This window comes from Nakamurella alba, assembly GCF_009707545.1.
Taxonomy (GTDB): domain Bacteria; phylum Actinomycetota; class Actinomycetes; order Mycobacteriales; family Nakamurellaceae; genus Nakamurella; species Nakamurella alba.
In genome coordinates, this window is record NZ_WLYK01000001.1 from 768,753 (window position 1) to 791,889 (window position 23,137).

The window sequence follows — 23,137 nt, forward strand, 5'->3', positions numbered from 1 at the left end:
TCAGTGCCCGGCGATCGGCGCGCTGGTCCCGCCGCAGGCCCGGAGCAGGTCGGCGGCGGACAGCTCGACCTGCAGCCCGCGTCGGCCGGCGCTGACGAAGATCGTCTCGAAGCCGGCCGCGGAGGAGTCCAGCACGGTGGGCAGCCGCTTGCGCTGGCCCAGTGGTGAGATCCCGCCGGCGACGTAGCCGGAGGAGCGTTCGGCCTCGGCGACCGGGGCCATCGCCACCTTCTTGCCGCCGACCGCGGCGGCCAGTGCCTTGAGATCGAGGTGTGCGGCGACCGGCACCACGCCGACGACCAGCCGGCCGTCGACCGAGGCCACCAGGGTCTTGAACACCCGTTCCGGGTCCTGGCCGAGGGCCCGGACCGCCTCGTCGCCGAACGCCGTGGTGCGCGGGTCGTGCTCGTAGGTGCGGACGGTGTGCGGGATCTTCCCCTGCAGCAGCACCGCGATCGCAGGGGTGGGGGCGCCGGCCATGCCGGAACCCTAGGGCATGCCGCGGAGGGGGCGGCGATCCGGAATAGCCGCCGGTCCGGCCGTGTTCCCATGGTCGGAAGGACTGGTGTCGATGACTTCATCCGCAGTGCTGGAGCGGGCAGTGGCAGATCCGGTGGTGCTCGACCGGATCCCGCAACCCGTCCGATCGCTCGCCGACCGGGAGGGTCCGGCGGCACGGGTAGATTCGCCTTCACGCAAGGACCCGCGCGCCGGGTCCCGGAGGAGGCTGCAGGTGACACCCGAGGTGGACCCGGATCCGGGCACGACGGATCCGGAGGCGACGGTGCAGCAGGAGCCCGCCGCTCCCGAGATCAGCGAGCAGGAGCGGTCCCGGCTCTTCACCGAGCAGGCCATGCCGTTGCTGGACCAGCTGTACGCCGCCGCCATGCGGATGACCCGCAACCCGGCCGACGCCGAGGACCTGGTGCAGGAGACCTACCTGAAGGCGTACAGCGCCTTCGCCGGGTTCACCCAGGGCACCAACCTGCGGGCCTGGCTCTACCGCATCCTGACCAACACCTACATCAACGGCTACCGCAAGAAGCAGCGGCAGCCGCAGGTGGCGCCGACCGACGAGATCACCGACTGGCAGCTGGCCTCGGTGGAGTCGCACACCTCGACCGGCCTGCGGTCGGCCGAGATGGACGCACTGGACCGGCTGCCGGACAGCGACATCAAGGAGGCGCTGCAGGAACTCCCCGAGGACTTCCGGCTGGCCGTCTACCTGGCCGATGTCGAGGGCTTCTCCTACAAGGAGATCGCCGGGATCATGGGTACGCCGTTGGGCACCGTGATGTCCCGCCTGCACCGTGGCCGCCGGCAGCTCCGCGAGCTGCTGACCGACTACGCGACCGAACGCGGATTCCTGCGCGGTTCGTCGATGGCGACGGCCGGCGCCGAGGAAGGGAACGAGTGATGGAGACCGGTGGCGGTGTGACCGGGCCGTGCGGTGCGCCCGGCGAGAAGGGCGACTGCTCGGACGTGCTCAACGACGTCTGGATGTTCCTGGACGACGAGATGGACGTGGCGCGGAGGTCGGCCGTGCAGCACCACCTCGACGACTGCTCGCCCTGCCTCGAGGAGGCCGGGCTGACGCAGAAGCTGAAGTCGTTGCTGCACAACAAGTGCGGCGGCGACCGGGCACCGGAGGAGCTGCGGTCGCGGCTGGTCACCAAGCTCAGTGCGCTGCAGGTGACCGCCGACGCGCGCGGCGCCGACATCACCTGGACCGAGGTCACCCAGGTGACCACGGTGCGCACCGACCAGGCCTGAGCAGCAGACACGGGAACGCCCCGGGACCGTCCAGGTCCCGGGGCGTTCCGCGTATCCGTATCGGGTGGCCGCGAGCAGGTGCCGCGGCCGCCGGATCAGGAGTTGGGGCGCTTGCCGTGGTTCGCGCCGGAGCCCTTACGGGCCTTCTTCTTCCGTGCACGCTTTCCCATGTGCTTCTCCGATCTGCGAGAGGGCTGTGACGCGTCGTCCATCGTGCCATGTCCGGGCCGTCCGCCGGGCCGTGCGAGGATGGCGGCCGGGAACGCCGATGTGTCCGACAGGAGGACTCGAGGTCCATGGCCGAGCAAGTACACGCCGAGATGGTGGCCAACGTCTGGAAGGTGCTGGTCGCCGTGGGTGACACGGTCGCCGACGGGGACACCCTGGTGATCCTGGAGTCCATGAAGATGGAGATCCCGGTCCTGGCCGAGGTCGACGGCACCGTCACCGCCGTCGCGGTCGCCGAGGGCCAGGTGGTCCAGGAGGGCGACCTGATCGCCGAGATCTCCTGAACCTGGCCGTCCCGTGAGCCACCGATAGGCCGGCGGAGCCGTGTCCACCCTCTCCGACCTGCTGGCCGAGCACACCGCGCTGCCCGGCGCCACCGTCGCGCACCTGCAGCGACTGGTGTCCGAATGGCAGCTGCTGGCCGACATGTCCTTCTCCGACCTGCTGCTGTGGGTGCCGGAGGAGCGCGCCGAGCCGCAGACGGACGGCAGCGGGACCGGTGCCGGCACGTCCTGGGTCTGCGTGGCCCAGGTGCGGCCGACCACCGGTACCACGGTGCACCCGGACGACCTGGTCGCCGACGTGATGACCGGCGAGGACGCCTTCACCCTGGAGGAGTCCCGGAGCAGCGGCCGCACCATCACCGAGGTGCAGGGCATCGACCCGCCGCGCATCCACTTCGAGGCCGGCCGCGCCCGCACCTACCACCGCGAGGTGCGGCCGGTGCTGTTCGGCGACGAGGTCGTCGCCATGCTGAGCCGGGACACCGGCAGCCTGGTCGGCCGGGAGGCGTCGCTGCTGGAGACGGCGTACATCGATGCCGCGGACGACCTGTTCCAGATGGTGGTGGACGGCAGCTTCCCACCGAAGGAGCAGACCGGCGAGATGCACACCGGCCCGCGCGCCGGTGACGGGCTGGTCCGGCTGGACGCCGACGGCCGGGTCGTCTACGTCAGCCCGAACGCCCTCTCCGCCTATCACCGGATGAACCTCACCGGCTCCCTGGTCGGCGCCGACCTGGCCGCGGTGACGCGGCGGCTGGTCGCCGACCCGTTCGACGCCGCGGAGCTCGCGGCCCGTATCTCCGGTGCGGTCCAGGGCCGGCCGAGCCTGCGCATGGAGGTCGAGGTGCGGGCGGCCACGGTGCTGTTCCGTGCCCTGCCGCTGCGCCCGCTCAACCGCCCGCACGGTGCCCTGGTGCTGGTCCGCGACGTCACCGAGGTGCGCCGCCGGGACCGTGCGCTGTTGTCGAAGGACGCGACCATCCGGGAGATCCACCACCGGGTGAAGAACAACCTGCAGACCGTGGCGGCCCTGCTCCGGCTGCAGTCCCGGCGCTCCCGGGAGCCGGCGGTCCGCGCGGCGCTGCTCGAGTCGGTGCGCCGGGTCTCCTCGATCGCCCTGGTCCACGACACCCTGTCCACCTCGGCCGACGACCGGGTCGACCTGGACCAGATCGTCGACCGGCTGGTGCCGATGATCGTCGACATCGCCTCGGCCGAGATCCGGGCCCGGGTGCGGCGGATCGGCAGCTTCGGCACCCTCGGCGCGGACCGTGCCACTCCGCTGGTCATGGTGCTGGCCGAGGTGGTGCAGAACGCGCTGGAGCACGGCTACCGGCCGACCCGGCAGGACGGCGAGGTGGTGATCGGTGTCGAGCGGTCGGCCCGTCAGCTCGACGTCCGGGTGGTCGACGACGGCGTCGGCCTGCCGGTCGGGTTCTCCCTGGAACGGGCCTCCGGCCTGGGACTGCAGATCGTCCGCACCCTGGTCGACTCGGAGCTCTCCGGCACCATCACCTTGCGCCGCCGCGACGACCAGCCCGGCACCGAGGTGCTGATCCGGGTTCCGTTGCGCTCGCGGCACTGACACGTTCCCGCCCCCGAGTGCGGGCGGTCAGCGCCAGGCGCCGCGCAGGTACTGGTCCGGGTAGTGCACCCGCTCCGGGTGCCCCAGGTCGGCGGCCGCCCGCTGCGGCCAGGCCGGGTCGCGCAGCGCGGCGCGGCCGATCAGCACCAGGTCGGCGGATCCGTGGGCCAGCACCTGTTCGGCCCCGGCCGCGGTGGTGATCAGGCCGACGGCGCCGGTCGCCACCTGCGCGCCGTGCCGGACCCGCTCCGCCAGCGGCACCTGGTATCCCGGTCCCACCGGGATCTGTGCGGTGGGGGAGTTCCCACCGCTGGAGACGTCGAACAGGTCGACGCCGAGCGGCCCGATCCGCCGGGCCAGCGCGACGGTGTCCTCGATCGTCCAGCCGCCGTCGACCCAGTCTGTGCCGGACAGCCGCACCAGCAGCGGCATCTCGTCCGGGATGCGGGCGCGGACGGCGTCGACGACCTCGGCCAGCAGTCGGCTGCGGCCGGCCAGGTTGCCGCCGTAGGCATCGGTGCGGGTGTTGGACAGCGGGGACAGGAACTGGTGCAGCAGGTACCCGTGGGCACCGTGCAGTTCGATCACCCCGAACCCGGCGCGTACCGCCCGGACGGCCGAGTCCGCGAACGCCTCGACGATCGCCGCGATGCCGGCCCGGTCCAGCGCCGCGGGGGTCGCCAGGTCGCCGAACGGCTCCCGGCCCGGGCCGACCGTGCCCCAGCCGCCGTCGGCCGTGGGTACCGAGCCGGCGGTGCCGGCGAACGGTGGGTAGGTGGAGGCCTTCCGGCCGGCATGGGCGAGCTGGACCCCCGGTACGGCGCCCTGCTGCCGGACGAAGTCGGTGATCCGGCGCCAGCCGGCCACCTGCTCCTCGTTCCACAGTCCGGTGTCCTGCGGCGAGATCCGGCCGTCGGCCCGGACCGCGGTCGCCTCGGCGAGCACCGTGCCGAACCCGCCGGCCGCGCGGGCACCGAGGTGCACCAGGTGCCAGTCGGTGGGCACACCGTCCTGCGCGGTCACGCTGTACTGGCACATCGGGGACAGCACCATCCGGTTCGGCAGGGTGGTGCCACGCAGGGTCAGGGGTTCCAGCAGCAGGCTCACCCCAGGAGCAATCCGGCCGGCGACCGCCCGATTCCCCCTGCAGCGTCCGGTGTGTCGTGATGCACAGGCCCGAAACGCAACACCGCCCGATTCCGGGTGGAATCGGGCGGTGCTGTGACGTGCAGTGATGCTGCGCGGTGCTGCTTACAGGCTGCGGGCGCGGGCCCGCGCGCGGCGACGCTTGAGGGCGCGACGCTCGTCCTCGCTCATCCCGCCCCAGACGCCGGCGTCCTGGCCGGTCTCGATGGCCCACGAGAGGCACTCGCTGGTGACGGGGCACCGCTGGCAGACCGCCTTCGCGTCCGTGATCTGCAGCAGCGCCGGACCGGAGTTCCCCACGGGGAAGAACAGCTCCGGATCCTCGTCGCGACAGATTGCGCGGTGGCGCCAGTCCATGGTGTGGTGACTCCTTCTGAATTGGATGTCCGGCTTTGTCTCGCCGGAAGGCTTCGAGCACACGATCCCGCGCCCGACAGACCTCGTCCGGCTGTATCACATGCTGTGGTGGGTTCCCGCTGTCCCTGTTGCATCCATCGTTTCACGTGACACGGGGATGTCAAGGGTTCATGACGATGAGGTTACGCACCTCACGTCCGCGTGACGGGCGGGCGACCGGCTGGCGACCCGGCCCTCCATGATGCCAGTTCGGAACGATTCAGACGAGGAAATTCATCCGGTTGGGCGCCGGTCCGACGACGGAGGGTCAGCGCACCACGGAGGGTGCGGTCGGTGCGGGCCCGTTCCGACCGCCGTGCCGTCACCGAAGCCTCACGGGACCCCGGTCAGGTGATGTGAACCGGTCTGTTGTGCAATCGACCGGGTTGGGCCGCTTCGGCCATTTCGGGAAGATCCAGGTAGTTCCGGTGGATAACGGTGTCGGAATTGCCGGATCCCGGTGCACCTAGTCGCCGGCGGCCGGGGTGTCCGTCTCCGCCGGCGGGCCGAACAGTCCCAGTGCGCCCGGCACGCTGCGGAACCGCACCTCGCTCCGGGTGCCCAGGTAGTCGCCGTCGACCTGCAGCCCCACCGGCTCGCTGCAGCGCACGTGCGCCGAGGGAACGTCGTCCTCACGGATCAGTGCCCCGGCACGCGGAGGGGCCTCGCCGCTGCGCAGCAACTGGCCGACCACCCGGGCGACGGTCGGCACCTTCATCGATGTGAGCGCGAACACGCCGAGCCCGCCGTCGGCGGTGGTGCCGGGATTGGTGCGGATGGCCCGCTTCTCCCAGTAGGTCCAGGGATCGACGTTGGACACGAAGGCCAGGTGCACGCCGGGGATCGGCTCCCGGCCGGGCAGCTCCAGGGTGAGCCGGGCGGTCCGGCCGTGGCCGGTCAGGTAGTGCCGCAGCGTCTTCCGGACGTGCAGCGAGTTGGAGATCGCCCGGCCCGATCCGCGCACCTCCTCGACGGCGTGCACCACCTCCGCGTCCAGACCCAGTCCGGCGTTGAAGGTGAAGTAGCGGTCGTCGGCCAGCCCGAGGGAGATCCGCCGGGGGAGCCGGCGCTCGGCCAGCGCCTCCAGGATCTGCTCGGTGGCTCCCGTCGGGTCCGGGTCGACGCCCAGTGCCCTGGCGAACACGTTGGTCGATCCGCCGGGCACCACCGCGATCATCGGCCGGGTCCCGGTACCCGCCTTCATGATCCCGTTGACCACCTCGTTGACCGTGCCGTCGCCGCCGTGCACCACCACCAGGTCGGCGCCGGCCTCGGTGGCCCGGGCCGCCAGCTCGCTCGCGTGCCCGCGGCCGTTGGTCTGCTCGACGGCCAATCGCAGCTCGGAGGCCAGGGCGTGGGCGAGCAGGTCCCGGCGACGTCCGGTGGTGGACGTCGCGTGCGGGTTGACGACGAGCACGGCGCGCAGCGGATCCGACATGGTCCCCCGACCTTATGCGGCGGGGACGAGGCGCCGACGATCTCGGGGCACCTAGGCTGACCGGGTGCCGCAGCAACCCGTCGATCCGCCCCCGGTGTCCATCCCGCCGCCCACCCCGGTGCGCATCGCCGGGGTCTCCGTGCTGGTGCAGGCGGCGGCGGTGGTGGTGCTGGCGGTGATCATGGTGATCAGCGGGCTGGGCAACGACGCCGACGTCGGCCAGCTGCTCGCCCAGGGTGCCTACTTCGTCGTGCTGGCGCTGGCCATGGCGGTGTGTGCCGCCGGCCTGCTGCGCGGTCGCCGCTGGGGCCGCACGCCGGTGATCGTGCTGCAGATCATCGTCGGCGCGATCGGCTTCTACCTGGCGGTGCCCAGCGGGCAGCTGCTGCCCGGCCTCGGGCTGATCGTGCTCGCCGTCGCGACCGGCGGCCTGCTGCTCACGAAACAGGCCAACGACTGGATCAGTCGGTTCCCGAGCCTCTTCGGGCCAGAGCCGGGCCGGTGAGCCGGTAGGTGGTCCAGCCCTCCAACGGGACGGCGCCGAAGGCCCGGTAGAAGTCGATGGACGGGGTGTTCCAGTCCAGCACCGACCACTCCACCCGGGCGTAGCCGCGCTCCACCGCGATCTCGGCCAGCCGGACCAGCAGCGCCTTGCCCAGCCCGGACCCCCGGGCGCCGGGCTGCACGTAGAGATCCTCCAGGTAGATGCCGTGCACGCCCTCCCAGGTGGAGAAGTTGAGGAACCACAGCGCGAACCCCACCGGGTCCCGGCCACCGGTCTCCCGGGCGACCAGCGCGAACGCGGCCGGGGAGTCGCCGAACAGCGCGGCGGTCAGCTGCGACTCCTCGAGATGGCAGTCCTGCGGCAGCTTCTCATAGGCGGCCAGCTCGTGCACCATGCCCACGATCGCCGGCACGTCGGCCGGGGTGGCAGCGGTGATCCGTGGGTCGGTCATGCCGGGCCTCCGACGAACGGGACCACGTTGGCGTGGTCGATGATCGGGTCGCCGCGGTAGGTGCCGAGCACCGTGATCGCGGCCGGGCTCATCGCCAGCAGGGACCCGGTCGCCACCGGGAGCCCCACCCAGCGGACGGCCAGCACCCGGGAGATGTGCCCGTGGCAGACCAGCGCGACGTCACCGTCGGCCAGCGCCGCCCGGGCCGCGGCGAGGGCCCGGTCGGCCCGCGCCGTCGTCTGCTCCGGTGATTCCCCGCCCGGGGCGCCGTCGGTGAAGATCGACCAGCCGGGCCGGTCCTGGTGGATCTGCGCGCTGGTCAGGCCCTCGTAGCTGCCGTAGTCCCACTCGGCCAGGTCGTCCAGCACAGCGGTCGGGGTCAGACCCGCCAGCTCCGCGGTGCGCCGGGCCCGCAGCCGCGGGCTCACCAGCACCGTGCGGGGGGCGAGCTCGAGCCCGGTCAGCATCCCCGCCACCGCACCGGCCTGCTGCACGCCTTCGGCGGTCAGATCGATGTCGGTGGTCGAGGTGTGCTGCCCGGAGGCACTCCACTCGGTCTGCCCGTGCCGGATCAGCGCGATGCGCGGCCCGCTCACGGGGCGAGCGTGGCGATGTACTCCTGGCAGGCGTCCCAGGTCGGCAGCAACCCGGCGAGCCGGGCCTCCTCGAGCGACGGTGCCTGGGCGTCCTTGTCGGACAGGGTGTACTCGACACCCGCCGGCAGCAGCCCGTCCAAAGGCAGGCCGATACCCGGGTCCAGCGGGTTGATCCCGTGCTCGCGTCCGGGGCTGTAGCCGGTGGAGCACAGGTAGGTCAGGGTGCTGCCGTCCTCGAGTGCGAGGAAGGCGTGGCCGAGTCCTTCGGCCAGGTAGACCGCGCGCCGGTCGACGGTGTCCAGCCGGACGGCGTCCACGGCGCCGAAGGTCGGCGAACCGACCCGGATGTCGATGATGAAGTCGACGACCGCACCCGCCGGGCAGGTGACGTACTTGGCCTGACCGGGCGGCACGTCGGCGAAGTGGATGCCGCGCAGGCTGCCCGCCTTCGACACCGACATGTTGGCCTGGGCCAGGGTCAGCGGGTGACCCGCGGCGCCCAGGAACTTCTCCACCTTGAACCATTCGAGGAAAAGACCGCGGTCGTCGCCGTGCTGCACCGGCGTGAACTCGTATGCGCCGGCCATCGCCAGCTCCCGTACCTGCATGGCCGGAATGCTATCCGGCATGGGTGCCGGGCCATCGCCCGCCGATGGCCGCTGTGACCGATCGCGCTGCCTCCTGCACGGCGGCGGCCAGACCCGCCGGCCCGGCCAGGTCGGTGCCGCAGCCGACCGGGTCGTCCGGTGCCGGGCAGCGGTGCCGCACGGTCACCCCGACCGCCGCCAGCGGCCGGCCGGAGTGGTCGTGCACGGCGGCGGCCACCGAGGCGGTGCCGGGGGAGACCTGGCAGTCCTCGTCGGCCCACCCCCGGCGGCGGACGGCGGCCAGCCGGGCGCGCAGCGCCGCCGGGTCCGCCGGACCGCGGGCGGTCCGCATCACGAACCGGTCGGCGGAGGGGAAGAGCGCCCGGACCTGCTCGGCGGGCAGGCCGGCCAGGATCGACAGCCCGGTCGCGGTGAGCTGCCCGGGCAGCCGCACCCCGACGTCGGTGACCAGGGTCGGCGGGGATGCCGTCCGGCCGGCCCGGTCCGGCTGCTCCTTCGCCAGGTAGAGCGTCTCGGCGCCGTGCAGCACGCCCAGCTGTGCGGTCCCGCCGGTGGTCCGGGCCAGACGCACCAGGACCGGGGTGCCGACCCGGGTCAACGGATCCGCCCGCTGGTAGGCGCTGCCGATCTCGAAGGCGGCGACGCCGAGGCCCCAGCGGCGCTGCGGCCCGAGATGGGCGGCGAAACCGGCGGCCGCCAGCTCGTGCAGCAGTTCGTAGGTGGTGGACCGGGGCAGCCCGAGTTCCCGCGCGATGGCCGCCGCCGACAGCGGTGACGGCCGGGCGGCCAGCAGGGACAGCACCGCCAGCCCACGGCGCAGTGCGGGGGCGGGTCCGGCAGGTCCGCTTGCGTCTGCCGGGTCCGAGGTGCTCATGATGTCCGGTATACCGGACAGTTCCGCGGCGGCGGCACTGGGCAGGGTGCCGTCCGGAGGAGTGGAATGGTGCCCGTGAAGCCTCCGTTCGAGCAGCCCTCCACCGACCTCGCCGGAGCCACCGTGACGGTGGGCATCGGTCCGGTCACCCCGGCCCAGGTCGTCGCGGTGGCCCGGGACGGGGCCCGGGTGGTGCTGTCGGAGGACGCGCTGGCCGGGATCGCCGCCACCCGCGCGGTCGTCGACCGGCTGGCCGGGGACAGCGCACCGCACTACGGCATCTCCACCGGCTTCGGCGCGCTGGCCACCGTGCAGATCGACACCGCCCGCCGGCAGGCGCTGCAGGTCTCGCTGATCCGCTCGCACGCCGCGGGCACCGGCACCCCGGTGGAGACCGAGGTGGTCCGGGCGATGATGCTGCTCCGGCTGTCCACCCTCGCCACCGGCCGCACCGGGATCCGGCCGGCCACCGCCACCGCCTATGCCGACCTGCTCAACTCCGGCCTCACCCCGCTGGTGCCGGAGTACGGATCCCTGGGCTGCTCCGGTGATCTCGCCCCGCTGTCCGCCGTCGCCCTGGCGCTGATCGGCGAGGGGCAGGTGGTCGACCGGGAGGGCACGGTGCTGCCGGCGGCACAGGCGTTGCCGGCCGCCGGGCTCACCCCGGTGGTGCTCGCCGAGAAGGAGGGTCTGGCCCTCATCAACGGCACCGACGGCATGCTCGGCCAGCTGCTGCTGGCGCTGGCCGACCTGGAGGCGCTGCTGGACGTCGCCGACCTCGCCGCCGCGATGAGCGTGGAGGCCCTGCTGGGCACCGACCGGGTGTTCGCCGCCGACCTCGCCGCGCTGCGACCCCAGGTGGGGCAAGGGATCTCGGCGGCCCAAATGGCCGGCGCACTGGCCGGGTCACCGATCGTCGCCTCGCACGCCGGTCCGGAGGACACCCGGGTGCAGGACGCCTACTCGCTGCGCTGCGCCCCGGCCGTGCACGGCTCGGCGCGCGACACCCACGCGCACGCCGCGATGATCGCCGGTCGCGAGCTGGCGTCCGCGGTGGACAACCCGGTGGTGCTGCCGGACGGCCGGGTGGAGTCCAACGGCAACTTCCACGGCGCCCCGGTCGCCGCGGTGCTGGACTTCCTGGCCATCCCGGTCGCCGACGTCGCCTCGATCTCCGAACGCCGCACCGACCGGATGCTGGACCCGGCCCGCTCGCACGGGCTGCCGCCGTTCCTGGCCCACGAGGTCGGCGTCGACTCCGGCCACATGATCGCCCAGTACACCCAGGCCGGAATCGTCGCCGAGCTCAAGCGGCTCGCCGTCCCCGCCTCCGTCGACTCGATCCCGTCCTCGGCCATGCAGGAGGACCACGTGTCCCTCGGCTGGCATGCCGCCCGCAAGCTGCGCCGCGGCGTGGACGGGCTGCGCCGCGTGCTGGCGGTCGAGATCCTCACCGCGGCCAGGGCTCTCGACCTCCGTGCGCCGCTGGTGCCGGGCCCGGTCACCGGCGCGGTGCGCGACCTGGTGCGCACCCGGGTCGACGGTCCCGGACCCGACCGGCACCTGGCCGCCGAGATCGACGCCGTGGTGGACCTGCTCGCCACCGGAGCCCTGCAGTCCCCGAACCAGAGCCCGACCCTGTTCGTCCCCGATGCGAAGGAGACCCCGTGACCGCCCTCCCCGGAGCCCGTCCCGTCCGCGCCGCCCGCGGCACCACGCTGACCGCGAAGTCGTGGGCCACCGAGGCGCCGCTGCGGATGCTGCAGAACAACCTCGACCCGGACGTGGCCGAGGACCCGGACAACCTGGTGGTCTACGGCGGCACCGGCCGGGCCGCCCGGGACTGGGCGTCCTTCGACGCGATCTCGCGGGAGCTCACCGATCTCGAGCAGGACGAGACCCTGCTGGTGCAGTCCGGCCGGCCGGTCGGTGTGCTGCGCACCCACGAGTGGGCGCCCCGCGTGCTGATCGCCAACTCGAACCTGGTCGGTGACTGGGCCACCTGGCCGGAGTTCCGCCGGCTGGAGGCGATGGGGCTGACCATGTACGGCCAGATGACCGCCGGATCGTGGATCTACATCGGCAGTCAGGGCATCGTGCAGGGCACCTACGAGACCTTCGGTGCGGTGGCCACCAAGCTCGCGGCCTCTGGTCGGCATCAACACAGTGGCGGGTCGCTGGCCGGGACCCTTACCGTGACCGCGGGTCTCGGCGGCATGGGCGGCGCCCAGCCGCTGGCCGTCACCCTCAACGGCGGCGCCGTGCTGTGCATCGAGGTGGATCCGCACCGCGCCCGCCGCCGGGTGGAGACCCGCTACCTGGACGTCGTCGCCGACTCGCTGGATGCCGGGCTGGAGCTGGTGCTCGCGGCCAAGAAGGACCGGAAGGCGCTGTCCGTCGGCGTCATCGGCAACGCCGCCGAGATCCTGCCGGAGCTGCTGCGCCGCGGCGTCGAGGTCGACATCGTCACCGACCAGACCAGCGCGCACGACCCGCTGTGGTACCTGCCGACCGGGGTGTCGCTGGAGGACTGGCACGACTACGCCCGGGCCAAGCCCGACGAGTTCACCGACCGGTCCCGGGTCTCGATGGCCGCGCACGTGGAGGCGATGGTCGGCTTCGCGGACGCCGGTGCCGAGGTCTTCGACTACGGCAACTCCATCCGCGGCGAGGCGCAGCTGGCCGGCTACGAGCGGGCCTTCGACTTCCCGGGGTTCGTCCCGGCCTACATCCGGCCGCTGTTCTGCGAGGGCAAGGGGCCGTTCCGCTGGGCGGCGCTGTCCGGCGACCCGGCCGACATCCACGCCACCGACCGGGCGATCATCGAGATGTTCCCGGAGAACGAGGGTCTGCAGCGCTGGATGCGGCTGGCCCCGGAAAAGATCGCCTTCCAGGGCCTGCCGGCCCGGATCTGCTGGCTGGGCGCGGGGGAGCGGCACCTGGCCGGCCTGCGGTTCAACGAGATGGTGGCCTCCGGCGAACTGTCCGCGCCGGTGGTCATCGGCCGGGACCATTTGGACTCCGGGTCGGTCGCCTCGCCGTACCGGGAGACCGAGTCGATGGCCGACGGATCGGACGCGATCGCCGACTGGCCGCTGCTCAACGCCCTGGTCAACACCGCCTCCGGCGCCACCTGGGTGTCCATCCACCACGGCGGCGGGGTCGGCATCGGCCGGTCCATCCACGCCGGCCAGGTCACCGTGGCCGACGGCACCGAGCTGGCCGCGCAGAAGGTCGAGCGGGTGCTGACCAACGACCCGGCGATGGGTGTGCTGCGGCACGTCGACGCCGGCTACCCGGAGGCGTCCGCCGCGGCGGAGAAGGTCGGCATCCAGGTACCCATGGCCCAGTCGGCACAGGACTCCTGATGCGCACCCCGCCGGTGGAGCCGTCCCGGTTCGCCTCGCTGTGGTCCGATCTCGCGGTGATCGGCCGGGACCGGTTGCGCGGCGGGTACTCCCGGCACGGCTTCGACGACGCGGACCTGCACCTGCGCGAGTGGTTCACCGCCCAGGCGCAGCGCCGCGGGCTGGACGTGGAGACCGACCGCAACGGCAACGTCTGGGCCTGGTGGGGCACGCCGGGGGCGGGTGCCGTGGTCACCGGGTCGCACCTGGACTCGGTGCCCGGCGGCGGTGCCTTCGACGGCCCGCTCGGCGTGGTGTCCGCGCTGCTGGCGGTGGACGAGCTGCGGGTGCGCGGGGTGCGACCCACCCGGCCGCTGGCGGTGGCCTGCTTCACCGAGGAAGAGGGCGGCCGGTTCGGCCTGGCCTGCCTGGGATCCCGGCTGATGACCGGTGCGGTGGACGCCGACCAGGTGCGCCGGCTGCACGACGGTGCCGGGCAGACCCTCGCCGAGGCGGCCCGCCGGGCCGGCGTCGACCCGGCGCACATGGGGCCGGACCCGGAACGGGTCGCGATGATCGGCAGCTTCATCGAGCTGCACGTCGAGCAGGGCCGGTTGCTGAAGTCGGCGAGCCCGGCCGGGGCCCCCGCGGCGATCGGGGTCGGGTCGGAGATCGTCGCCCACGGCCGGTGGCGGCTGAGCCTGACCGGTGAGGGCAACCACGCCGGCACCACCGTCGCCGACGACCGGCACGACCCGATGATCCCGGCCGCCGCGACCGTGCTCGCCGCCCGCCGGGCGATCACCGCGCGACCCGGCGCGGTGGCCACCGTCGGCCGGATCCAGCCGGTGCCGGGCGGCACCAACGTCATCGCCTCCCGGGTCGACGTCTGGCTGGACGCGCGGTATCTCGACGGTGCGGCGACCGGTGAGCTGGTCGACGAGATCGTCGCCGCGGTACGCGAGGAGGCCGCGCTGGAGGGCTGCGCGCTGACCGTGCACCGGGAGTCGATGTCGGACCGGGTGGACTTCGACCCCGGCCTGGCGATGCAGCTCGCCGAGCAGCTCGGCGCGCCGATCGTGCCCACCGGTGCCGGCCACGACGCGGGTGTGCTGGCCGCGCACGTGCCGAGCGCGATGCTCTTCGTCCGCAACCCGACCGGAATCTCGCACGCCCCCGGCGAGCACGCCGAGACCGCCGACTGCATCACCGGTGTCGAGGCGCTGGCGGACGCCCTGGAGGTCCAGCTCCGGTGACGGTGTTCCGTTGCGCCGCCGCAGTGCTCGACGGCGAGGTGGTCCCGGACGTGGACATCTCGGCCACCGACGGGATCATCACCGCGATCAGCCGCGGGCCGGGTGCGGCACCGGTCGACGAGTGGCTGCCCGGGCTGGTGGTGCCCGCCTTCGCCGACGCGCACTCGCACGTCTTCCACCGCGGCCTGCGCGGCCGCACCCACGACGAGGGCGGCAGCTTCTGGACCTGGCGGGACCGCATGTACACGCTGGCCGACCGGCTGGACCCGGACCGGCTGTACGAGCTGGCGCTGGCCGCCTACGTGGAGATGGTCTGCGCCGGGGTGACCGCCGTCGGCGAGTTCCACTACCTGCACCACGGTCCCGGCGGGGCCCCGTACGCCGACCCGAACCTGATGGGGCTGGCCGTGTCCGAGGCCGGCCGGGCCGCCGGGCTGCAGGTCACCCTGCTCGACGTCGCCTACCTGGCCGGGGGTTTCGGCCAACCGGTCGGTCCGTCGCAGCGGCGCTTCTCCGACGGCACGGTACAGGCCTGGGCCGAGCGGGTCGGGGCACTGCCGGACTCGGTGCGCAGCGGGGTGGCGATCCACTCGGTCCGTGCCGTCCCGCCGACCGATCTGGGTGCGGTCGCCGCGGCGGCCGGGGACCGCGTGGTGCACGTGCACCTGTCCGAGCAACCGGCCGAGAACGACGCCTGCCTGGCCGCCACCGGCCGCACGCCGACCGGCCTGCTGGCCGATGCCGGGGTGCTCTCGCCCCGGCTGGCCGCGGTGCACGCCACCCACCTCACCGACGCCGACATCGCGCTGCTGGGCGCGGCCGGCGCCACCGCGGTCATCTGCCCGAGCACCGAGGCGGACCTGGCGGACGGGCTGCCCCGGGCCGGCGATCTGGCCGCATCCGGGGTGCGGCTGGCGCTGGGCAGCGACCAGCACGTGCAGATCGACCCGATCGCGCAGGCCCGGGGACTGGAATACGGCGAGCGGCTGGCCACCGGCCGGCGCGGGCACTTCGCACCGTCGGCGCTGCTCACCGCCGCCACCGCCGACTCGCACGCGGCCATCGGCTCGGCCGCCGGGCGGATCGGGGTGGGGGCGCCGGCCGACCTGGTCGCGCTGGACCGGTCGTCGGTGCGCACCGCCGGATCGCTGGGTCTGCAGCTGCTGCTGTCCGCATCCGCGGCCGATGTCCGCGTGGTGGTGACGGCAGGGGTGGTGCAGGCCCGGGACGGGGTACATGTCCGGTGGGGCGACCCGGGGCCCCTGCTGGCCCGGGCCATCGAGAGGGCGTGGGCATGACGGTGCTGGTGCAGGGCATCTCGCAGCTGGTGACGAACGACCCGGCGCTGGGCGAGGGCCCGCTCGGGGTGGTCCGGGACGCGGCGCTGGTGCTGGACGGCGAAAGGGTGCTGTGGGCAGGAACCGCAGCGTCCGCGTCCGACGTCGGCGCCGACGAGCGGGTCGACGTGGGCGGGCGGGCGGTGCTGCCGGGCTGGGTCGACTCGCACACCCACCTGGTCTTCGACGGCGACCGCGCCGCCGAGTTCACCGCCCGGATGGCCGGTGAGGCGTACGAGGCCGGCGGCATCATGACCACGGTGCACGCCACCCGGGAGGCCTCCGACGAGCAGTTGACCGGGCTGGTCCAGGCCCGGCTGGCCGAGATGCTGCGCGGCGGCACCACCACCGTGGAGACCAAGACCGGGTACGGCCTGTCCTTCGTGGACGAGGTGCGGTCGGCCCGGATCGCCGACGCCACCTGCGATGTCACCACGTTCCTCGGGGCGCACCTGGTGCCGGCCGATTTCGCCGGCGACATCGACGGCTACCTCGACCTGGTCTGCGGGCAGATGCTGGACGGCGTGCTCGCCGCCTTGTCCGGGCCGCCCGGCGGTTATTTCATCGACGTGTTCTGCGAGGACGGGGCCTTCGACGAGGCCCGCTCCCGGCGGGTGCTGGCCGCCGGGCAGCGGGTCGGCCTGGGTCTGAAGGTGCACGGCAACCAGCTCGGCTACGGGCCCGGGGTGCGGCTGGCGGTCGACGCCGGCGCGACCTCGGTCGACCACTGCACCTACCTGACCGACGAGGACATCGACCTGCTGGCCGGGTCGAGCACGGTCGCGACCCTGCTGCCCACCTGCGACCTGTCCACCCGGCAGCCGGCCGCCCCCGGCCGCCGGCTCGCCGACGCCGGCGCGACGATCGCGCTGGCCTCCAACTGCAACCCGGGCACCTCGTACACCTCGTCGATGAACCTGGTGGTGGCGCTCGGTGTGCTGCAGTGCGGTCTGACCGCCGACGAGGCGGTGCGGGCGGCGACCGCCGGGGGAGCGGCGGCACTGGGCCTGACCGACGTCGGGGTGCTCCGGCCCGGTGCCTTCGCCGACCTGCACGTGCTCGACGCGCCGTCCCACGACCACCTGGCCTACCGCGTCGGCATGCCCCTCACCCACGCCGTCTGGCGCCGCGGGAAGCAGGTCGCCTGAGGAGGTACCCGGGTCAGCCGGCGGGGGTGGTGGCCGGCGGCGGGGCGCTCGGCGCCGAGGGGGAGCTGGTCACCGGGGCGGGCTCGCAGATGACCTTCACGCTGCCGTTGTAGGAGGTCGACTGTTCGTTGCGCTCGATCTCCTTGCCCGCGAGATCCCGCACGATGCGGGTGTTGTCGACGGTGAACCCGCTGCTGCCGCCGGTCGGGCTGCAGCTCTCGCCGTAGGGGATCGTGACCTCGGGAGCGGCGGTGAAGTCGTACCGCTCGCCGGTGATCGACTCCACCTCGACCGTCTTCGTGCCCCAGAACCGGACGGTGATGTCCGACTCGGTCCAGATGGTCTGGATCAGCACGGCGGTCTCGAAGTTGTTCTTGAACGCCAGGTCGATGACGCTGCTGCCGTCCGGGTTCTGGAACACCGTGGCCTCCCGGCCCTCCGGGTAGCGGGAGATGTAGATCGAGTGCGCCTGGTGGTCGACGTCCTCCATACCGGCGAAGTAGGCGGCGTTGTAGGTGGTGGTGGCGAACTGCGAGATGCCGCCGCCCACCGCCCGGGCCGGCCGGCCGTTCTCCAGGATCCCCGCCTCCACGTACCCCTCCGCCTCGGAGCGCCGCCCGGTGTAGGTGTTCAGCGAGAAGGTCTCGCCGGGCAGCACGATCGCGCCCTGCACCTCCTCCGCCACGATCCGCACGTTCTGGCCGGAGTCGTAGGCGAAGCCGCCGGTGGTGAACTCGGAGACGACCTCCCTGATGCCCAGCGCCTCCACCTCGGCGGTGGTGGTGCCGGGTTCGGTCACGGTGTAGGCCGCGTCGATGCGGCGGTCGCTGCCGCGCAGCGCGTCGGCCAGTGCGGTGGTGGTGGCGGCCCGGTCCAGCGTCCGGCCGTCCACGCCCGGGGTGATCTTCGGGGCGCCGTCGACCAGCCCGATCGACGCGTCCGCCGGCTGCGTCTCGACGGCCTGCAGCTGCGGCAGCAGCAGCTCGATCAGCGACGCCTCGTCGATGGTGACCGCCCAGCCGCCGGCCTCGTCGGGCACCACGGTGATCGCGGCGGCGATCCGGGCGATCGGCAGGCCGACCTCGGTACCGGCCGCGGACAGGATCACCGGACCGGACAGCAGGGTGTCCAGTTCGGCCACCGCTTCCCGGGTCAGCTCGATGGTGGCCCGCACCGGCTGTTCGTCCACCGGCAGCTCGATCCCGGCCGCGGTGGCCGGGTTGCCGGAGAGCCAGGCGGCGGAGATCAGGTCCGCCGAGCCGGGCACGTCCAGCAGCCGTCCGGTGACCGGCTCGATCGCGCTGACCTCGTTACCGGTCAGCTCCACGACGCCCTCGACGGCGGTGACGTCGGACTCGGCCGCGAGGCCCTCGAGCTGGGTGGTCAGCGCCGTCTCGTCGACAGTGGCGATCAGCGGCAGATCCTGCTCGGTGCCGAACAGCGCCCGCACCCGGTCCACCGGGTTCGCCGAGCGGGTGCCGGCGGCCGCCACCGAGGCGGCGATGTCGAAGTCGAGCCCGGCGGCGACCGGGTCCAGGGTGAGCGTCTCGCCGTGCGCCTGCACCGAGAACGGCTGCTGCAGACCGGCCGCCTCGGTGGCCAGTCGCTCGCGGGCCTGCTCCGGGGTCAGCCCGCCCACGTCGACGTGGCCGATGGTGGTGCCGGCCTCGATCTCGCCGGAGGTGCGCAGCAGATCCACCAGGTAGGCGCCGGCCACCAGGAGCACCAGCGCCGCCGCCGCGATCACCGGGATCAGCCAGCCCGGCCGTTTCCGACGCACCGGGGACTCCTCCGCCATCGGCTCTGCCTCCGGTGCGGGGTCAACAGGATCAGGCGCGGCCGGAGCAGCCGGCACCACCGGCAGCACGTCGGTCCGCTCGGCGTCCGGCTCCGGCCGGGAGTGCCGGCCGGGCATCGCGGACCGGCCCAGGTGCACGGTGGCGTCGGGGTCCTGCCCCGGCCCGTACGGGCGCGGGGGCGTCGGATCTCCGGGGTCGGGCACAGTCGGTCCTCACTCTGGTCTGCACTGCTCGGCCTTCTCGTGCCGGTCCTCGCCGGACCGGCACCGGTGCTCCATCCTGCCGAAGGCACCACCCGCCGTGGCACGGAACGGACGAACCGGGACCGACACCACACCGGACAGTGCTCGGTTCACGGTGCTCGATACACAGAGCCCCGGCACACGACACCGCCGGTGCGCTGCAGCGCACCGGCGGTGTCGGACGAACAACTCAGCTGAACGCTGTGACACTCAGCTGAACGCTGTGACACTCAGCTGAACGCTGCCGCCACAACGGCGGCCTGCTCCACCTCGTGCACCCGCAGCGACCCGGCCGACGGCGCGGCCATGGACCGGCGGGACACCCGCTTGATCCCGGTGAGCCGCGGCAGCATCTCCGGCAGCGCCAGCGCCAGGAAGGTCCACGACCCCTGGTTGGCCGGCTCCTCCTGCACCCAGCGGAAGTCGGTGACGTTCGGGTACGCCTCCAGGATGTGCGCCAGCTTGCGGCGCGGCACCGGGTAGATCTGCTCCATCCGGACGATCGCCGTGTCGGTGATCCCGTTCTTCCGGCGGTACTCCTCCAGCTCGTAGTAGATCTTCCCGGAGGTGAGCAGCACCCGCTGCACGCCGGCCGGGTCGACCGTCGAGTCGGCGATGACCGACTCGAACTTGCCGGTGGTGAAGTCCTCGACGGCGGAGACCGCGGCCTTGTTGCGCAGCATCGACTTCGGCGTGAAGACGATCATCGGCCGGTGCACGCCGTCCAGCACGTGCCGGCGCAGCAGGTGGAAGTAGTTGGCCGGGGTGGACGGCACCGCGACGGTCATCGACCCCTCGGCGCACAGCTGCAGGAAGCGCTCGATCCGGCCCGAGGTGTGGTCCGGGCCCTGGCCCTCGTGGCCGTGCGGCAGCAGCAGCACGACACCGCTCTGCTGACCCCACTTCGCCTCGCCGGAGGACAGGTACTCGTCGATCACCGACTGGGCGCCGTTGACGAAGTCGCCGAACTGCGCCTCCCACAGCACCAGCGCATCCCGGTTCGCCACCGAGTAGCCGTACTCGAAGCCGAGCCCGGCGTACTCCGTCAGCGCCGAGTCGTAGGCCAGGAACTTGCCCTGGCCCTCCGAGAGGTGCTGCAGCGGAACGTATTCCGCGCCGGTGTTGCGGTCGATGAGAGCCGCGTGCCGCTGCCCGAAGGTGCCGCGGCGGGAGTCCTGGCCGGTCAGCCGGACCAGCCGGCCCTCCATCGCGATGGAGCCGAAGGCCAGCAGCTCGCCGAAGGCCCAGTCGATGCCGCCGTTGCGGGACATCTCCACCCGGCGCTCCAGCACCGTCTTCACCCGGGGGTGCGCGGTGAAGCCCTCGGGGAAGGTCATCTGCGCGTCGGCGATGTGCTGGAGTTGTTCCAGGCTGATCGAGGTCTCCACCTTCGGCGGGATCGGCTGCTCGGCCTCGATGGTCGGCGACGGCGCCGCCACCGCCCGCTCCAGTTCCTTGACCTCGTTGAAGACCCGCTCGAGCTGCAGGTGGTAGTCCTTCAGCGCCTCCTCGGCGTCCTCGGGGGAGAGGTCGCCGCGGCCGATCAGGGCCTCGGTGTAGATCCGGCGGACCGACCGCTTGCCGTCGATGATCTGGTACATCAGCGGGTTGGTCATCGACGGGTCGTCGCCCTCGTTGTGACCGCGGCGGCGGTAGCAGACCATGTCGATGACGACGTCCTTGCCGAACGTCTGCCGGTACTCGACCGCCAGCCGGGCCACCCAGACCGCGGCCTCCGGGTCGTCGCCGTTCACGTGGAAGATCGGCGCCTGGATCATCTTCGCGACGTCGGTGCAGTACTCGGAGCTGCGCGAGGCCTCCGGGGCGGTGGTGAAGCCGACCTGGTTGTTGATGATCACGTGCACGGTGCCGCCGGTGCGGTACCCGCGCAGCAGCGAGAGGTTCAGGGTTTCGGCCACCACGCCCTGACCGGCGAACGCGGCATCGCCGTGGATCGCCAGCGGCATGACGGTGAACCCGCCCTCGCCACGGTTGAGCAGGTCCTGCTTGGCCCGGGTCAGCCCCTCCAGCACCGGGTCGACGACCTCCAGGTGCGAGGGGTTGGCGACCAGCGAGACGTCCACCTGGCCGTCGCCGAACGGGCGGATGTACTTGCCCTCCGCGCCCAGGTGGTACTTCACGTCGCCGGAACCGTGCGCCTGCTTGGGATCCAGGTTGCCCTCGAACTCACGGAAGATCTGCGAGTACGGCTTGCCGACGATGTTCGCCAGCACGTTGAGCCGGCCACGGTGCGCCATCCCGATGACGACCTCGTCCATGTCGGACTCGGCGGCCTTGTTGAGCGCGGCGTCCAGCAGCGCGATGACCGTCTCGCCGCCCTCGAGCGAGAAGCGCTTCTGGCCGATGTACTTGGTCTGCAGGAAGGTCTCGAAGGCCTCGGCCGCGTTGAGCCGGCCCAGGATGTACTTCTGCTCCTCGGGGGTCGGGTTGGAGTGCCTGGCCTCCACCCGGTCCTGGATCCACTTGCGCTGCACCGGATCCATGATGTGCATGTACTCGGTGCCGATGGTCCGGCAGTAGGAGTCGCGCAGCACGCCCAGCACGTCGCGCAGCTTCATGTACTGCTGGCCGTTGAAGCCGCCGACCGGGAACTCCCGCTCCAGGTCCCACAGGGTCAGGCCGTGCGAGATGACGTCCAGGTCGGGGTGCTTGCGCTGGCGGTAGTTCAGCGGGTCGGTGTCGGCCATCAGGTGACCGCGCGACCGGTAGGCGTCGATCAGCTCGAGGATCCGTGCGGTGCGGTCGATCTGGCCCTGCTTGCCCTGGTTGACGTCCGGCACCCAGCGCACCGGCTCGTAGGGCAGGCGCAGCGAGGCGAAGACGTTGTCGTAGAAGCCGTCCTCGCCCAGCAGCAGCTGGTGGATGCGGCGCAGGAACTCGCCCGATTCGGCGCCCTGGATGATCCGGTGGTCGTAGGTCGAGGTGATCGTGATGATCTTGCTGATACCCAGGTCGGCGATCGTCTTCTCGGACGCGCCCTGCCACTCGGCCGGGTACTCCATGGCGCCGACGCCGATGATGGCGCCCTGCCCGGTCATCAGCCGCGGCACCGAGTGCACGGTGCCGATGCCGCCCGGGTTGGTCAGCGAGATGGTCGTGCCGGCGTAGTCCTCGGCGGTCAGCTGGCCGGACCGGGACTTGCGGACGACGGCCTCGTAGGCCGACCAGAACTGGGTGAAGCTCATCGACTCGCAGCCCTTGATGGGCACGACGACCAGCGAGCGCTGGCCGTTCTTGCCGGGCAGGTCGATGGCCAGCCCGAGGTTGACGTGCGCCGGGGTGACGACCTGCGGCTTGCCGCCGACCTCGGCGAAGTGCCGGTTCATGTTCGGGTAGTCGGCCAGCGCGCGGATGATCGCGTACCCGATGAGGTGGGTGAACGAGACCTTCCCGCCGCGCTGCCGGCGCAGGAAGTTGTTGATGACGATGCGGTTGTCGGCGATCAGCTTGGCCGGGACGGCGCGCACCGAGGTGGCGGTCGGCAACTCCAGCGAGCTGGTCATGTTGCGCACGACGGCGGCGGCGGCCCCGCGCAGCGGGGCGGCGGACTCCTGCGGCTCGGCGGCCGCGGCGGCCTGGTCGGCCTTCGCCTGCTTGGCGGCCTTCGCCGCGGCGAGGTCGTCCGGGGTGGCGGTGGTGGCCGGCCGGGCCGGGGCCTTCTCCGGCGCAGGAGCGGCGGGCGCGGCAGGAGCCGGTGCGGCAGCAGCCGGGGCGGCGGTCGCGCGCTTCGGCGGCGGGGGCGGCGGCGGGGCGCCGGCGGCGGGCGGAGCAGGCGGAGCTGCGGCTGGTGCAGGAGCTGCGGCGGGTGCAGCGGCAGCGGGGGCCGGAGCGGCGGCCCCGTTGCCGTTGGCCTTGCGGTGCTCGGCCACGGGATCGGTGAAGAAGTCCCGCCAGATGGGCTCCACGCTCGCCGGGTCTGCGAGGAACTGCTGGTACTTCTCCTCGACGAACCAGTCGTTGGGTCCGAATTCGGGCGTGGTCGTGGCTGACGACACTGTCGCTTCCGCCTTCTCAGTCTTCCTGGGTGATGTGTGTGACCCGTCAAGGCTAGACCGCTTGTCGACGCTTCGTCGGAAGAGGTATGGGACATGTCCCACACCGGA

General features: G+C 72.6%; 21 protein-coding genes. 10 read left to right on the forward strand and 11 right to left on the reverse strand.

The window, feature by feature from the left end; all coding sequences use genetic code 11:
- Entirely contained in the window at nt 1–480 is a 480-nt protein-coding gene (gene ybaK / locus GIS00_RS03390; protein WP_154766953.1) for a Cys-tRNA(Pro) deacylase, read from the reverse strand.
- A 91-nt stretch (nt 481–571) separates the two neighbouring features.
- On the opposite strand from ybaK, the gene GIS00_RS03395 reads away from it, so the two are divergent.
- Together GIS00_RS03395 and rsrA are read left to right on the forward strand one after the other, a co-directional pair.
- Nucleotides 572–1,417 carry a sigma-70 family RNA polymerase sigma factor gene (locus GIS00_RS03395; RefSeq protein ID WP_284700269.1) on the forward strand — a complete coding sequence of 282 codons (846 nt, stop codon included), beginning with the start codon at nt 572–574 and terminating at the stop codon, nt 1,415–1,417.
- The gene (gene rsrA, locus GIS00_RS03400) at nt 1,417–1,773 is read left to right on the forward strand and encodes a mycothiol system anti-sigma-R factor (RefSeq protein ID WP_154766954.1); all 357 of its coding nucleotides are present in this window, start codon (nt 1,417–1,419) and stop codon (nt 1,771–1,773) included. The genes GIS00_RS03395 and rsrA overlap by 1 nt, the downstream gene beginning before the upstream one ends.
- A 95-nt stretch (nt 1,774–1,868) precedes the next feature.
- Here the strand turns inward: rsrA and GIS00_RS29245 are convergent, their stop codons facing one another.
- Nucleotides 1,869–1,943 carry a 50S ribosomal protein bL37 gene (locus tag GIS00_RS29245; protein ID WP_407666785.1) on the reverse strand — a complete coding sequence of 25 codons (75 nt, stop codon included), beginning with the start codon at nt 1,941–1,943 and terminating at the stop codon, nt 1,869–1,871.
- 126 nt (nt 1,944–2,069) lie between these two features.
- Between GIS00_RS29245 and GIS00_RS03405 the strand changes: the two genes are divergently transcribed.
- Together GIS00_RS03405 and GIS00_RS03410 are read left to right on the forward strand one after the other, a co-directional pair.
- Entirely contained in the window at nt 2,070–2,285 is a 216-nt protein-coding gene (locus tag GIS00_RS03405; RefSeq protein ID WP_154766955.1) for a biotin/lipoyl-binding carrier protein, read from the forward strand.
- Nucleotides 2,286–2,325: 40 nt separating this feature from the next.
- Nucleotides 2,326–3,870: a sensor histidine kinase gene (locus GIS00_RS03410; RefSeq protein ID WP_322097426.1), complete on the forward strand. Its 1,545-nt coding sequence runs from the start codon at nt 2,326–2,328 to the stop codon at nt 3,868–3,870.
- A 27-nt stretch (nt 3,871–3,897) separates the two neighbouring features.
- On the opposite strand, the gene GIS00_RS03415 is transcribed toward GIS00_RS03410, so the two are convergent.
- The 3 genes from GIS00_RS03415 to GIS00_RS03425 all read right to left on the reverse strand — a co-directional run bounded on the left by GIS00_RS03415 (nt 3,898) and on the right by GIS00_RS03425 (nt 6,838).
- Nucleotides 3,898–4,977, reverse strand: coding sequence for an NADH:flavin oxidoreductase/NADH oxidase (locus GIS00_RS03415; RefSeq protein WP_322097427.1), 1,080 nt, complete (start codon nt 4,975–4,977; stop codon nt 3,898–3,900).
- A gap of 144 nt (nt 4,978–5,121) precedes the next feature.
- Nucleotides 5,122–5,373 (reverse strand): WhiB family transcriptional regulator, encoded by a 252-nt coding sequence (locus GIS00_RS03420; protein ID WP_154766956.1) that lies wholly within the window; start codon nt 5,371–5,373, stop codon nt 5,122–5,124.
- Nucleotides 5,374–5,878: 505 nt separating this feature from the next.
- A complete protein-coding gene (locus GIS00_RS03425) occupies nt 5,879–6,838 on the reverse strand; it encodes a diacylglycerol/lipid kinase family protein (protein ID WP_154767849.1) in 960 nt (319 codons plus the stop codon).
- A gap of 76 nt (nt 6,839–6,914) precedes the next feature.
- Here GIS00_RS03425 and GIS00_RS03430 point away from each other — a divergent pair, with 76 nt between their 5' ends.
- On the forward strand, nt 6,915–7,355 hold the full coding sequence (locus GIS00_RS03430; protein WP_154766957.1) for a hypothetical protein: 441 nt from the start codon (nt 6,915–6,917) through the stop codon (nt 7,353–7,355).
- On the opposite strand, the gene GIS00_RS03435 is transcribed toward GIS00_RS03430, so the two are convergent.
- From GIS00_RS03435 to GIS00_RS03450, 4 genes are read right to left on the reverse strand one after another with little or no spacing between them, the layout of a single operon-like run.
- Nucleotides 7,312–7,806 carry a GNAT family N-acetyltransferase gene (locus tag GIS00_RS03435; protein WP_154766958.1) on the reverse strand — a complete coding sequence of 165 codons (495 nt, stop codon included), beginning with the start codon at nt 7,804–7,806 and terminating at the stop codon, nt 7,312–7,314. The two genes, GIS00_RS03430 and GIS00_RS03435, sit on opposite strands and share 44 nt — an antisense overlap.
- Nucleotides 7,803–8,402: a histidine phosphatase family protein gene (locus GIS00_RS03440; RefSeq protein ID WP_322097428.1), complete on the reverse strand. Its 600-nt coding sequence runs from the start codon at nt 8,400–8,402 to the stop codon at nt 7,803–7,805. The genes GIS00_RS03435 and GIS00_RS03440 overlap by 4 nt, the downstream gene beginning before the upstream one ends.
- Nucleotides 8,399–9,010, reverse strand: a complete 612-nt coding sequence (locus GIS00_RS03445) for a dTDP-4-dehydrorhamnose 3,5-epimerase family protein (protein WP_154766959.1) — start codon at nt 9,008–9,010, stop codon at nt 8,399–8,401. The genes GIS00_RS03440 and GIS00_RS03445 overlap by 4 nt, the downstream gene beginning before the upstream one ends.
- A gap of 10 nt (nt 9,011–9,020) precedes the next feature.
- The gene (locus GIS00_RS03450) at nt 9,021–9,884 is read right to left on the reverse strand and encodes an IclR family transcriptional regulator (RefSeq protein ID WP_154766960.1); all 864 of its coding nucleotides are present in this window, start codon (nt 9,882–9,884) and stop codon (nt 9,021–9,023) included.
- 66 nt (nt 9,885–9,950) lie between these two features.
- On the opposite strand from GIS00_RS03450, the gene hutH reads away from it, so the two are divergent.
- From hutH to hutI, 5 genes are read left to right on the forward strand one after another with little or no spacing between them, the layout of a single operon-like run.
- A complete protein-coding gene (gene hutH, locus GIS00_RS03455) occupies nt 9,951–11,555 on the forward strand; it encodes a histidine ammonia-lyase (RefSeq protein WP_154766961.1) in 1,605 nt (534 codons plus the stop codon).
- A complete protein-coding gene (hutU, locus tag GIS00_RS03460) occupies nt 11,552–13,252 on the forward strand; it encodes a urocanate hydratase (RefSeq protein ID WP_322097430.1) in 1,701 nt (566 codons plus the stop codon). Before hutH ends, hutU begins: the two co-directional genes overlap by 4 nt.
- Entirely contained in the window at nt 13,252–14,487 is a 1,236-nt protein-coding gene (locus GIS00_RS03465) for an allantoate amidohydrolase (protein WP_154766962.1), read from the forward strand. Before hutU ends, GIS00_RS03465 begins: the two co-directional genes overlap by 1 nt.
- The gene (locus GIS00_RS03470; protein ID WP_322097431.1) at nt 14,484–15,785 is read left to right on the forward strand and encodes a formimidoylglutamate deiminase; all 1,302 of its coding nucleotides are present in this window, start codon (nt 14,484–14,486) and stop codon (nt 15,783–15,785) included. Before GIS00_RS03465 ends, GIS00_RS03470 begins: the two co-directional genes overlap by 4 nt.
- On the forward strand, nt 15,782–16,972 hold the full coding sequence (gene hutI / locus GIS00_RS03475) for an imidazolonepropionase (RefSeq protein WP_154766964.1): 1,191 nt from the start codon (nt 15,782–15,784) through the stop codon (nt 16,970–16,972). Before GIS00_RS03470 ends, hutI begins: the two co-directional genes overlap by 4 nt.
- A gap of 13 nt (nt 16,973–16,985) precedes the next feature.
- Here the strand turns inward: hutI and GIS00_RS03480 are convergent, their stop codons facing one another.
- Both GIS00_RS03480 and GIS00_RS03485 read right to left on the reverse strand, forming a co-directional pair.
- Nucleotides 16,986–18,974: a VanW family protein gene (locus tag GIS00_RS03480; RefSeq protein ID WP_154766965.1), complete on the reverse strand. Its 1,989-nt coding sequence runs from the start codon at nt 18,972–18,974 to the stop codon at nt 16,986–16,988.
- 269 nt (nt 18,975–19,243) lie between these two features.
- Nucleotides 19,244–23,029 carry a multifunctional oxoglutarate decarboxylase/oxoglutarate dehydrogenase thiamine pyrophosphate-binding subunit/dihydrolipoyllysine-residue succinyltransferase subunit gene (locus GIS00_RS03485; RefSeq protein ID WP_322097432.1) on the reverse strand — a complete coding sequence of 1,262 codons (3,786 nt, stop codon included), beginning with the start codon at nt 23,027–23,029 and terminating at the stop codon, nt 19,244–19,246.
- Between the last annotated feature and the right edge of the window lie 108 nt (nt 23,030–23,137).